Here is a 12,810-nt window from a genome sequence, read left to right as displayed (position 1 = left end):
GTGTTGTAGAGGCACGCGAAGGCTTTTACTTGCCACTTTGCTGTGATACAGTGCGCGACCTTTTTATGGTTGTGAGGTGACAAATGATAGCAGGATTTGATTACGGTAGTTCTAATTGCGCAATCGGTGTGATGCACCAAGGCGATGTAACACTGGTGCCTCTGGAACAGGGCAAACCTTACCTGCCATCGACACTATACGCGTTACACAACAGCCTGGTGAGTGAGTATGTTGCACACAATCTTGCAGGCACAGCATTTGCTGCGGACTATCAGGCAGCGCGTAAGCCTTTGTTAGGCAATGCAGCTATGGCACGGCGTGAGCTTGACCTGGCGGCTGACGAGCAAGGGGTGTTTGTCGGTCAGCAAGCCATAGAAGAATACATCGCGTTTCCTGAAGAAGGGTACTTCGTGAAGTCGCCCAAGTCTTTTTTTGGTGCGGTTGGTCTGAAACCAGCTCAGCTGGCATTTTTCGAAGACATTGCAACGACCATGATCATGGAGCTAAAAAGCCGTGCTGAGCGTCATCTGGAGCAGCCGCTCAGCCAAACGGTCATTGGTCGACCGGTTAACTTCCAGGCCATTGGGGGCGAGGACAGCAACCGCCAGGCGATAGATATTTTGACGACCGCAGCGAAGCGCGCCGGATTTAAAGACGTGGCCTTTTTGTATGAGCCTCTGGCAGCAGGCATTGATTATGAGTCTCGCCTGACTCAGGATCAGAAAGTGCTGGTGGTGGATATTGGTGGTGGTACCAGTGATTGCTCTTTCGTGCAGATGGGACCGGACTTTCGTGCTAAGGCGGATCGCAGTGATGACTTTCTGGCCCACACCGGTAAACGAATAGGCGGGAATGATCTCGATATCGCACTGGCATTTCACACCTTGATGCCAGTATGTGGGCTGGGCAGCCAGTTTACATCTGGTTTGCCCTTGCCCAACCCTTTGTTCTGGCAGGCATGTAAAATTAATGACATTCAGATGCAAAGTGACTTCTACAGTGCGCAAATGGCGCGCGAGCTGACCGGTATGCTGAGAGATGTCTGTGAGCCGGGAAAACTTAAGCGATTGTTAAAGATCCAGCACAGCAAGATGACGCATCAATTCGTGCGTCAGGGCGAGCTGGCAAAAATTGCGCTGTCTGATCAGAATTCACATACGGCAATCCTGGACTTTCTGGATAGCGAGCTGAGCGTCGATATTAGTGCGCAGACTATGGCTGAGTCGGTGGCAAGCTGTCTTGAGCAAGCCGCAGTGCTGGCTGAGCAGGCAATAGCTGAGGCAGGCACGCGTCCCGATGTGATTTATCTGACAGGGGGGAGTGCCCAGTCTCCGCTGCTAAAATTGGCACTACAGCAACGCCTGGGCGATATCCCTATGGTCAATGGCGATAATTTTGGTAGTGTTACCGCCGGTCTGACCAAGTGGGCGAGTCAATTATACCGCTAGTGATTGGGTGCTATAGCGCCATACGATGCGCCAGATATTGCTCATAATCGGGTAGCTGGCGCTCAATTGGGGTGGTCATCATCATGGATGACAACAACATATCTGCGGTGGTCTCATTACAGGCTACCGGAATATTCCACACTGCCGCAAGCCTCAACAGCGCTTTGACATCCGGATCATGCGGCTGTGACGCAAGCGGATCCCAGAAGAAAATCAACATGTGAATTTCGTTCTCAGCGATTTTAGCGCCGAGTTGCTGGTCGCCTCCCATCGGGCCGCTGAGTAACTTAGTGACTTCCAACCCAGAGGTTTTTTCAATGAGGTGACCGGTTGTTCCTGTTGCATAGAGTTGATGCATAGCGAGCTTATCCAGGTGCGCCTGACACCAGCTGACCATAGCCTGTTTTTTGCCATCATGCGCGACCAGTGCGATGCGTTTTTTAGCCGGAATGACCTGCGACTTGGTATCCATACTTACCTCATAATAATAAGTTAATTGCCAGTGCGACGAAGATAAAGGCCGAGATCCTGTCTATCCAAATCGGTGCACTGGGATGAGCGCGAAAATAGCCGGCGATTTTATCGCCGCTGTAAACATACACACAATCAATAGGAAAGGCCAGAATTGGATAGAGTAACCCGAACATCGCAAGCTGCACTGTGGTAGACGTTGTCAGGCTTTGATCAACAAACTGAGGAATGAAGGCAATAAAGAATAACGCAACCTTGGGGTTGAGCACTTCTGTCATCATAGCCTGGAACATGACATTTTGTTGCTTCTTATTGCTGACATGGGGCTTTTCTTCGTCGTTGTTCTCTGGCTGAGATAGGGTGTCTTTGAAAGTGCGTACCCCCAGGTAGGCAAGGTAGGCCGCACCCAGGTATTGCACTGTGGTATAGGCGGTTTCTGAGGCCTTAAGGATAGCTGACAAACCAATCACTGCAAACAGTGTGTGGACCACTCCACCCAGCGCAAAGCCAAAAGCACTTTGCATTCCGGCTGTGCGGCCGTTGGTAAAGGTCTGAGCCATTAAAAAGGCATTGGAAGGGCCTGGGGCAATGGCAATAATAAAGCTGGCAAATAAAAAAGAGGCGAGTAATTCCGGGTTTAGCATGACGGGCTCTGTTCAACATAATTGCACTTAGTGTAACCAGCTTAAATAAAAAAACCTATAAAAAATGCGGGCATACGCCCGCATAAAAACTGGTTATTAATTGGTTGGGGGATACCAACCAGGCTCAGTGCAGCGAGATAGATGGGCACGCAGGGTGCCTGTGTGTCTCGTCATAACACCAGCAGGTTAGTATCAGAACACAACAGTCTGAGTTGCAGAGCAAGCAGATGTGCTGCCTTGTTCGCAAACCTGATAAGTGTAGCTACCGCCACCTTTACCACTGATGCTATCTGTGTAGCTATTATCGTTGCTGGTTGTGACAATCTTGCTACCGTTTCGGAAAATATCGATCTGCGAGGTAGAAGCGCCTTGCCAGTTCAGGTCAACGTATTTATTGCCTTTTGATTTGTATCCTGAGGCGCTGAGCTGCAGGTCACCGCCATTACCGCCACCGGCACAGCCATTGGCAGTCAGGTAAGCATCTGCGTCTGCCGCTTTGACAATGCCGTAGCCAAAGTAAACGTCTTTACCAGCCGCACCACTATCTTGTGCCGTTGCTTTGAGCGCAGCACGAATTTCCTGGCCAGTACAATCAGGGTGATTTGACCAAACCAAGGCGGCGATACCTGACACGGCCGGGGTTGCCATTGAAGTACCGCTCATCAGGCCATAATCTGAAGTACCAATTACAATGTTTGCGCTAGTGGCGGCTAACAAAGCTGTACGGTCCTCCAGTGCTGCACCAATTGCCGGGATGCTGGTGGTATTGGTGTCGCCCAGCGTACCGTAGAGCATACCCGCTTCATTATTGATGATAATTGCACCGACACCGCCTGAGTTTTCACAGTTGGCGACTTTGTCATGGAAAGAAATATTGCCCCGATCGATTAGGCACACTTTGCCATTTGCCGAGCTGTCGGTCGCTTCTGCTGTGCCCATGAAATATACTGACGAAGAAATACTGCCACTGTTTTCCATCGCAGATGAAGCAAACGCTGCACCATCAACGCTCAGACTGGACGATGTGGCAAGGCCAGCAGGGTACGTAGACAGAGTGTCAACGCCACCAGCGGTGACTTCAACGCAGATAGTTTCATCTTGACCGGCATTTTTACCTTTGCCACTTTGACAGCTTGGGAACTGAGAAAAATCCGCAATGTTATTATCAGCGTCATTTGCACCTACCATCATGACTGACGGGTAGCCAGCCGGGTAAGAGCGGACATTGTTACCATCGTTACCAGCTGCCGCAACGACCAGGCCACCAGCATTATTAAAACTTTCGAAAGCATTTTCTTCGGTGCTGTTTGCACCACCACCACCCAGGCTCATGCTGATGATATTGGCACCCGCCTGACTACACAAGTTTGCTGCGTGTGCCAGATCTGAGGAATAACCCCAGCCTTCCGCATTGAACACTTTGATGATGTGCATGTCGACACCCGGTGCCATACCAATCACACCGATGTTATTGTCCGCAGCGCCCACGGTCCCTGCCACGTGGGTGCCATGTGGACCACCATGCTCATACCAGTTGCCAGTACCTGAGTCATTATCGCCTGTGATGTTGCCCCAGATGAAATCCGGGTTGGACATATCCAGACCTGAGTCGATGACGCAGACTTTCATGCCGGCATTGGCATCAAAGGTCACCTGGTTCGCCTGCGACTGATAATATGCGTATGGGGCAACCTGTTGCTGCATTGGGTCGCCGGCATCATCATTATATAAACCCATCAGTTGACGCTTTTGATCCACCTCTATCAATTTGATATGCGGGTTGTTAAGCAGTCCCTTAACTTCACTGAGCTCTTTGCCGCTAAATGTGGCAGCAAGGAAGCCATCACCGTCTATGTGCAGTTGTGCACCCATTTTCTGTGCCAGTGCTTTGACTATGCCTTTTTTATTGTTATCAACCTGGATGATGAATCTGTCTTCGGTCGCCTGAGCTGTTGCTGTGGCACATAAACCTGCAAGTAGAAGTGACGTCGTAAACTTGTTGAATTTCATTATTATTATCTCTTGGTTTTAATTATTTTAACTTGGTTACATTGCTAACCGTTGGTTAACGCTTATTAAGATAGACGTAATATTGCGCTAACGTAAAGAGAAATTATCTACATTGTTGGAACTTGTAGGAATGAATTATTCTTTATTTATAATTAAATAATATTAGCAGAAGTCTGGATATATAGAATTTTTATTCTTTCATAATAATGAAAATTGGTATCATTATCTATTTTGTGCCTAATATGAAGATAATGATACCAAGTTGGCGGATTGTTGATCAGGTCGGGGTATGCAAATTATCTTTGCAACGACTGAACAGTAAACATAAGAAAGGCAGTCCGATGAGCATGTGCATGGCTAACTGCTCCGGAGCGGGTAACGCCAGTGGCTGGCTGATCATCGCTAATAGCCCGGCGCCACTCATTTGCATAACCCCGATCAGGGCGGAAGCTGTCCCGGCCTGATTGGCAAAAGGAGCCAGGGCATTGCCCGCCGCAGCCCCCAGCGTAAAGGCAAAACCGACAGAGGCGATGTACATAGGTAACAGATACGCCAGCGGGTGAGTTTGCGGTGTGATTAACAACAAGATCCCACCAAGGGTAAATAAACTCAGGCCAAATCTCAGTGCCTGCTGCGAGTTGCGTTTAATGAAGTGGGGCGCAGTAAAACTGGCAGCAATGCTAATCGCGGCGTTGATGGTAAACCACATGGTAAATTCCTCAACGGGACGATTAAGCCCGGTCATGATCCAGCCCGGGGCGCCGACGACAAATACCAACATAGCCGCCATACACACCATAGTAATGCTGGCGTTGAACATAAATTGGGGGCTACTCAGCATGGGGTGGAAGCGGCGAAAATCAAGTAAATGGCCAGAGTAAACAGTGGTGTCGGGTTTCGTTTCCCGGTACAGTGCCAGCACCAATACCAGGCCAACAGCGGCAAAGCCCGTCAGAAAGGTAAAGTTACTGCGCCAGCCAAACTCTATGGTCAGCCAAGCACCCAGAATAGGGGCAAGTGCCGGAATAAAGCAGACAATGCCGTTAAGATAGGTGATCATCTGACCACTGCCTTTGTGACCGAAACTATCCCGTACAATTGCGAAGGCGCTGACAAAGGTGGCACAAGCCCCTAAGCCCTGTAATACACGGGCAAGCATGATCCAGTGCCATTCATTCAGTAAGGTGGCCAGCAGTGCTCCAATGCCAAATAACAGTATGCCGGACAAAGCAACCGGGCGTCTGCCATATTTGTCGGCAAGCGGACCGGCAAGTAGTTGTCCAAGCCCTACAGCCAACATATAAATGCCCACCGTTTGCTGAATGTGCGCTTCACTGACGGCCAGGTCTTGTTGCATATTAACGAATGCGGGTAAGTAAAGATCGATCCCCAGTGGACAAAACACCACTAGCAGAGCGAGTATAAAAATCAATAGTTTGCTGGTTTTTTGCTGCATGCTGTCTCCTTATGGCGGGTATTGTAGGGATCCTAAGAAAAAAAGACAGGACAAAGCGCCGGAACAAGAAATTTTTTATTGCGATGTCCGGATGACGCTAAAATACGCTATGTAAATGGTGGTCAGGAAAGAGTGAGTGGAACTGTGTTGGTGATGTCGTTTTCTGAAGCAAGGGCAACAAAAAGGCAGATTACGGTAAGAGCGTTTTAGTTCGTGTGGTGGGTCGTTTGCTGTGTCTAACGCATTTTGGGTTAGGTTAAGTGGATTGAGTGCGGCAGCAGCACTGCCGCGATTTAATTAGCACCAGCAGGTGTGGTCGCTTTTGCCACTCAGCCGATCACAAATGTGCCCGGTTGGCAGGCAAGCACGTGGTGGTGAGCTCTCGCCAGCGCCGCCAATTTGAGGTGTGGCTTGCTTATCCAGTCGCATAGTGTTGTCTAGTTGTTTTAGTTGTTTCTTTTTAAGTGCTAGTTTCATTTTCATATCCTGTTGAATTATTTTGTTTTTTAAATGGGTCAGTTACAAGCTACTTGATGTAAATCGTATTTGTCAACGTCTTTTTTGCAGTGCGCAAATGTGCTCGTGCTGACGCCTTTGTGCTGTACATGGCGTAGTAATATGCAACTAGGCCGTACAAATGCTGTGGGCCGAGTTTTTGATTTCGTTTGCTGAAGCAAGGGCATTCGCGGTGCAAATGCTTTCTTCTGTGTTTTCAATCTCATTGCCACGGGTACGTCTGCCACCCGCGATATTGGCAGTCATAAGTACAGGCAGGCGCGTGGTGTCCTTAGAAAGCATTTTGATTTGTTTTTTGATGAGCTTCATTTTATTTTCCTTATAGTGTTAGTTGTTTTTTTATTACCTATTTGTTTTATCTCATAATTTACAACTACGCAATGGTTTATTTTTTATTCTTTTTTGTTTGTTATCCACGTTGAGTCGGTGTGGACTTAGTCAGACTGTGGGTGTCTGAGACCAGAATGCTCTGCCAGTGCCGCCTTGGTGCCGGGCTACCGGATTGCTCGGGTTCGCCGAATCGGGCGAAAAAAACGGGTAACTCAGACTGGCTGAGGCTGGCTGCTAAGGCCTCTCTGGCAGCATCGTGTTGCACAAGTACACTGATTGGGTGCATTGCCCATCCCCATTGCTGTAGTTTGAGCCATAAAGCACCTAGCCCTAAGCCTGCACGAAACAGGGCTTCATCGCCTTCTTTACTGACATTCAGCGCCAGGTAGTGCGGTCCGGTTTCAACCAACTCAGCAAGGCCCTGGGCCATTTTGGTTGGCAATCTGAGCAATTTATTCAGACCACTCAGGTGCGGGTGAAAGGCGACTTTAAAAAAGGTTTTGAAACCGCCAGAAACCGGGCCGAACAGGTTGTGCAGGTAAAAACCATCCTCGTACTGACGTCGTTCATCAAAGCGAATATAGCTATAGGTTTCGCGCCATGCGGCTTTGTTGGCAAAATCCAGCCCGGCATAAGTTTGCGTCAGGTGGGCCAGCGCTTTGCCATGCGTCTGCTGGTAATATATCCCAAGCGTCACCGGGTAAGGTTTGAGCACGGTGCTCAGCTCGTTACGCTGTTGCTCACTGAGCGGTGTGTTGCGGTACGCTGAACGTACCGTATGGCGTTGCTGGAGCTGCTCAGACAAAGTTGCAAATGCGGTTGCCTGGTGCGCCTGCTCCGGTCCCGGCATAAAACGGATAAGTGCTCGGTCTTCGCCGGCCAATACTTGTTGCTCTTGCTCATCGCACCAGCGCCAGTGTAGCTGATACCCGCGCAGGCATATTAGCTGCTCAAGAAAGTGGAAGAAAATACCACAGCTGAGCAGCATCTCCCGTTCTAATGATGGCAGGCCGGTCAGTTTACGGCGGTTGTCTATGGCCAGGTAGCCACAGTGGATAACGGGATCGAAGTGAACGGCCCAGGGCTGACAGTTGTGTGAAGACGGCGCAAGCCGTGCCAGTGCGACAGCCTCTGCCAGTGTTTGTTCAAATGCAGTGTGTGTCATGATTGTTTTCCATTGTGTTTAAAGAGAGTGTGGGGACTATCTTCTGGTGGCCGGTGATACAGACGGCACAGCAAAAATAGAGTGTTTGCCAGAGCCAATAGCTGGCAGGTGTCAGTGTGTTATTTTTGCTTGTTATGCGTCCGTATAAAGTGGCACCCAGGCTTGCATGTTGCTGGATGCGGATTGTGCGCAAATCAAATGGCAGGCCCCGGCCATGGGATTTGAGATAGGCCTCGCACAAAGACCATTGCATGGTCTGGGTGATTATGTCAGCCGACACCGTGTTATGATCAAACAAACGCTGCTGGTTGGAGACAGAAAAGCGGCGGTAGACCTGAATGTCGATGCCTACGGGGACCGGGGCCGTGGCAACAGCATACCAGTTCTGACTGTGGCTGGTGGACACAGGCTGAGCAGGCTTCCCCTGGCCCTGATCGCCAAACGGCTGCCCATACCTGGTATGATTGAGCCTGACTGAGGGATTGGCGCAGGCCCTTTGTAGTGCGAAATTGGCCAATGCCCGGCTCTGCTGCTTGACGGCTAGTCCCTGGCTCAGACGAGCGCGGGCGGGTAATAAAGCGTCAGTATACTGCCTGATGTACAAAACGGGCGAGACAAGCGTCTCTCCCTCAGGCGTTATACCGTGCTCAGTGATCACTGTTGATAACCCTGTGCGATACGCTCGCCTTTAAACTCCTCGACGACTTCAGCCATCTCATCAAAGCGACTAACCAGACTTTGGAAGAGCGGGGTGGTCATATCCTGTTCAAACGCCTGCTCAGATTCTAAGTAGATGGTTTCTACAAAGTGGAACGGGGCATCGGCTTCGGCGGACGCTTCAAACACCGCAAAGGCTTTGACTGAATCAAGTTGTTCGCAGGCCTTGTAGTCCGTGGTTTCGACCCAGTCGCGAAAGGCGCCCAGGTGCTGAATGTGTTTAAGGCGAATTTTGTGTACGATAAGTTTCATAATGATTCCTGTGAATGAGCGTGTATTAAAGTCAGGTGATAATTGATGCCACCGGTCCCAAAGGCATTGATGGCTCCAATGCGCTGTTGAGTGTCCAGCAAGGGCCAGGGTTGCGCCTGTTGTGGCACCTCAGCCGGAATGTTATCGAATGGCAATGCATCATTGAGTTCCCCCAGAATTGGGGTCGGTGGCATGCAGCCATGTTCCAGCGCTGCGAGCATTTTTGCCAGGCTAATGGCGCCGGCGCCGGCAAAGCAGTGACCAAAGTTATATTTGCCAGACCCCAGATAAAGGGGTTGTGTGTGTTCACGACGATAGGCTGCACAAAGTGATTCCAGCTCAGCCTGATCGCCGAGCGTGGTACCAGTGCCATGGGTTTCAAGGTATTGCACCTGTTCCGGATTGACCGATGCCAGCTGTAAGGTTTTGTACATGGCCAGTGCCTGCCCCTGTGGATCGGGCGCGGTCATAGAGCGGCTGTCGCAGGAACCCGAAATGGCATCAATATGGGCAATGGCTTGGGTTGCGTCTGATTTTGCCTGCAGGACAAACAGACCACCGCCATCCCCTGGGGTAAAGCCATCAGCCCCCTTAGCAAAAGGCCGAATGCGGGTGGCTGACAACATCATTTGTGCGCCACACAGTACCAGGTCCCGCTCTAGCGTGGCGGTTTCAATCCCTGCCAGCACAATGCCGTCATAACGTCCGGATTGCAGCCCTCTGACAGCATTGTGCAATGCGGCCATGGAACTGGCACAGGCTGCCTCAATGGCGATACAGTCGGCATGTGGGATCTTCAGATGTTCCGCCAACAACCGGGCCCCCCCTAACCCCGTTGCGCCATACCAGCTCCAGCGATTAATGGGCGGTGGCGTGGGGCGAGGTAAATGTGTCGGGGCTGCTGGCAACTGATCCCACAGTGCACACGCGCCTAACTGACGATCGGCATTCAGAGACAGGTTACATGCCAGGATCACTGCCGGGCGTTTGAATTCGCCAATCTCGACAGACTCTGTGGCGTTCAACAGCCGCAGCTGGGACACATCCAGGCGCGCTTTTTTGGCCGGCATCATAGGCTTATTCAGGACCTGGTCGCACGGGTCATGGCTGTCAAAGCTCATTGCTTGATCTATATAGGTGCTCAGTTTCTGGGGAGTTGCCCTGACAAATGCTGAGGCATTGAGCTGCTGTGCTGATTGTGAACGCAACAGGTCGTCACCATTGGCCAGTGTTTGCCAGAAACGGGCTTTGTCATCACCCAATGCAGTGATGGGGCAATACTGAGTAATGGCCACCTGGTCGTCACTCGCGTTGGTGTCATCGTCTGATATAGCCTGGCTTATCTGCCAGTGTGGCCCAAAAGTCGCGGCGCCGGCACAGTGCGTCGTTTGGCCCAGGAGCATTTCAAGTAACTGATAAAAGACCTGGCTTGCACCGGCGAAATAACGCGCAGCTTCCTGCTCTGTGGCTGTGGTGGTGATAGTCCCTAGCTGCATCAGTACCGGCCAGCCTTGTTGTTCGGCCATGGTGACAGGGCAGACCACCAGAGAGATGGCACCTTCGAGCCAGGGTTGTTGAGTTGAAATGCCCTGATGATGCAGGATTTCGGCTTGTGGCTGGTGGTGAAAGCACTGAATACTGGTGAGGACTGCAAGCTGGCTGTCGGCATAGCGGAAGTTGTCCTGCGCAGCCTGTAACAGACGCAAACCGCCAAGATCGCCGCCATCGAGGGTCTGACATTTCCCCCGGGTGTGGGCAAAATGTGCGATCCGGGCGGGTATGGTTGAGGCCATTTCCCCAACCCGATCGTGAGAGGTGGCCCCAAAGGTACCTGCCAGCGCCTGCTTGTACTCATCGATGCGCATTTGCGCACTGTCAGTATCAGCCAATTGTCCACCCAGGGTTCGTAACGCAGTCACTTTGGTGGCATTACGATACGCCGCGTCGCTGGCCATATGTGTTGCACAGAGTTGGTCGCAATGGTCGCGCAGCGTCTCACTGAGGTTTAGCTGGCTGAGTGCTTCTTCAGCAGCCATCAGCGCCATTCGGGTTTCTCGACTGACCGCTTTGCGAAACAAAGGGGGAATAGAAAACTTCTTGTAATCAAAGTTATCGGTGTGCACTTGCCCACCTCTGAGTGGCTCAGCAGCGACCGACCAGCCAAATGGGTGGGTAAACTGACTCGGATTGAGTGTCCCCTGTTTTGCCAGGTCGGCAAAGTTCATGCTGTTGGGCAAGGCACAGCCGATCCCGACTATGGCTAAAGGGGAAGTTGGGGGTCTGCTCATAATACGCCTCTCATAATTACATCAGCTCTGCCAGTTGTTTACGGTCAACTTTGCCATTGGCATTGAGTGGTAGCTGTGCTGTGACTATCACTTTGTGTGGCAACATATAGGCTGGCAGTTGCTGTTTTAAAAATTGCTTTAATGCCAGTAGCGAGGGTTTTTCTGCCCCATCTTTGAGAACGATCACGGCAATAAGCTGATGCTGTTGTTCGCCCAGCGAGAGATGTAATGCAGACTGCTCTATGGCCGGGTGCTGATGTAGCAGGGATTCGATTTCGCCCAGCTCAACCCGATAACCGTTTAGCTTAACCATATCGTCGATACGGCCACGATAGATAAGCCCGGCCTCGGTCAGTTCAACCAAGTCGCCTGTGGCATGACAGTTATGTTGGTGCAGTGCCGTGGCCCTGGGCAGGTCCACATTGGCATAGCCGGGTGTAACACAGCGCCCGCCAATAATCAGCTCGCCACATCGACCCAGGCTATCAGACAGTGGTGTTTGCTTTCCTGCATCATCTTCCAGCCAGCCTTGTAATTCGGGTAATAAGGACCCGATAGGCAAATGACGCAGTCCGTTCAGCTGGGAGCGGTCAACTTGCCAGGCTACGCACACATTGGTTTCGGTCGGGCCGTACCAGTTATGCAGCGCGGTACTTGCGGGCAGGCAAGTGATCAAGCGTTGCAATGCCGCCACGGCAATGGGTTCACCAGCGAAAATGACCTGCTTCAGGGTCGCGGTGCTGTGACTGTTCAGCTCTCCACTGCGCACCATCATAGACAGGATTGAAGGCACACTGTACCAGATACTCACCTGGTGCTTCTTGATCCCTCTGATCAGGGCCAGGGGATCTTTTTGCTCCTGCTCGGTGATCACCCACACACAGGCACCGGCGCGCACGGTGGCAAAGAGGTCGAAAGTACTTAAGTCAAAGGCAAAGCTGGCATGATTGGCCAGGATGTCTTCGCTGTCAATGCAAGTCGTGTGCACCGCCCAGTCAATGAAAAAGTCCAACATGTCATGACTTATCTGCACCCCTTTGGGTGTGCCAGTTGAGCCCGAGGTATAAAGGATTGCGGCAACCGTGGTATCCCGGTACTGACGCAATCGTGACATGTAAGCGCTCAGGTCTTGCTCGTAGTCGCTGTTATGGCTCAGGCTATCGAGTGTATTCAGCCAATCCTGGTCGAGTACTAATGCAGGTTTTGCTGCAGAGATAATACGTTCAACCCGGGCTTCAGGCTGGCTGTAGTCAATGGGAATATAGTGGTTACCACTGAGCCAGCAGGCGTAAATGGCGGCAACGGTGTCTGGGTGCTTTGGCAGGTTTAACAGCACCGGTGCCTGATCCAGTCCCAGTGCGCACAATGCATTGGCTATCTGGCAGGCGCGTGCAGCGAGTCGGGCGTAATCCCATTGCTGATCGGCACAGATCAGCGCCGTTTTATGCGGGGTCTGCTGAGCATGGCTCAGCAGGTTCAGTGCAAAACGGGCTGATGACGGAATTTTCGTCAT

The 12,810-nt window shown here is 51.3% G+C and carries 12 protein-coding genes; 1 reads left to right on the top strand and 11 read right to left on the bottom strand.

What is annotated here, in order from left to right; translation table 11 throughout:
• Positions 1-83 precede the first annotated feature (83 nt).
• Entirely contained in the window at positions 84-1,448 is a 1,365-nt protein-coding gene (yegD, locus tag PRUB_RS16715; protein WP_010382581.1) for a molecular chaperone, read from the top strand.
• 10 nt (positions 1,449-1,458) lie between these two features.
• Here the strand turns inward: yegD and PRUB_RS16710 are convergent, their stop codons facing one another.
• The 11 genes from PRUB_RS16710 to PRUB_RS16660 form a co-directional block, all read right to left on the bottom strand.
• Positions 1,459-1,920 (bottom strand): methylglyoxal synthase, encoded by a 462-nt coding sequence (locus tag PRUB_RS16710; RefSeq protein ID WP_010382580.1) that lies wholly within the window; start codon positions 1,918-1,920, stop codon positions 1,459-1,461.
• Positions 1,921-1,927: 7 nt separating this feature from the next.
• Positions 1,928-2,563 (bottom strand): LysE family translocator, encoded by a 636-nt coding sequence (locus PRUB_RS16705; protein WP_010382579.1) that lies wholly within the window; start codon positions 2,561-2,563, stop codon positions 1,928-1,930.
• Positions 2,564-2,755: 192 nt separating this feature from the next.
• Positions 2,756-4,573, bottom strand: a complete 1,818-nt coding sequence (locus PRUB_RS16700; protein ID WP_010382578.1) for a S8 family serine peptidase — start codon at positions 4,571-4,573, stop codon at positions 2,756-2,758.
• 277 nt (positions 4,574-4,850) lie between these two features.
• Complete coding sequence (locus tag PRUB_RS16695; protein ID WP_010382575.1) at positions 4,851-6,029, bottom strand: multidrug effflux MFS transporter; 1,179 nt, start codon at positions 6,027-6,029, stop codon at positions 4,851-4,853.
• A 297-nt stretch (positions 6,030-6,326) separates the two neighbouring features.
• Positions 6,327-6,506: a hypothetical protein gene (locus tag PRUB_RS16690; RefSeq protein WP_040644644.1), complete on the bottom strand. Its 180-nt coding sequence runs from the start codon at positions 6,504-6,506 to the stop codon at positions 6,327-6,329.
• Positions 6,507-6,653: 147 nt separating this feature from the next.
• Positions 6,654-6,854, bottom strand: coding sequence for a hypothetical protein (locus tag PRUB_RS16685; protein ID WP_010382574.1), 201 nt, complete (start codon positions 6,852-6,854; stop codon positions 6,654-6,656).
• Between the two features lie 100 nt (positions 6,855-6,954).
• Positions 6,955-8,040, bottom strand: coding sequence for a nitroreductase family protein (locus tag PRUB_RS16680; RefSeq protein ID WP_010382572.1), 1,086 nt, complete (start codon positions 8,038-8,040; stop codon positions 6,955-6,957).
• Positions 8,021-8,698: a 4'-phosphopantetheinyl transferase family protein gene (locus PRUB_RS16675; protein ID WP_155946247.1), complete on the bottom strand. Its 678-nt coding sequence runs from the start codon at positions 8,696-8,698 to the stop codon at positions 8,021-8,023. Before PRUB_RS16675 ends, PRUB_RS16680 begins: the two co-directional genes overlap by 20 nt.
• Positions 8,695-9,009: a RedY gene (locus PRUB_RS16670; protein WP_010382568.1), complete on the bottom strand. Its 315-nt coding sequence runs from the start codon at positions 9,007-9,009 to the stop codon at positions 8,695-8,697. The genes PRUB_RS16675 and PRUB_RS16670 overlap by 4 nt, the downstream gene beginning before the upstream one ends.
• The gene (gene pigJ / locus PRUB_RS16665; RefSeq protein ID WP_010382567.1) at positions 9,006-11,297 is read right to left on the bottom strand and encodes a prodigiosin MBC biosynthesis protein PigJ; all 2,292 of its coding nucleotides are present in this window, start codon (positions 11,295-11,297) and stop codon (positions 9,006-9,008) included. Before pigJ ends, PRUB_RS16670 begins: the two co-directional genes overlap by 4 nt.
• A 16-nt stretch (positions 11,298-11,313) precedes the next feature.
• Positions 11,314-12,810 carry a D-alanine--poly(phosphoribitol) ligase gene (locus tag PRUB_RS16660; protein ID WP_010382566.1) on the bottom strand — a complete coding sequence of 499 codons (1,497 nt, stop codon included), beginning with the start codon at positions 12,808-12,810 and terminating at the stop codon, positions 11,314-11,316.

Source organism: Pseudoalteromonas rubra, assembly GCF_000238295.3.
Taxonomy (GTDB): Bacteria; Pseudomonadota; Gammaproteobacteria; order Enterobacterales; family Alteromonadaceae; genus Pseudoalteromonas; species Pseudoalteromonas rubra.
The sequence above is the reverse complement of the archived record's forward strand: the minus strand, read 5'-3'. Positions and strand labels throughout refer to the sequence as shown.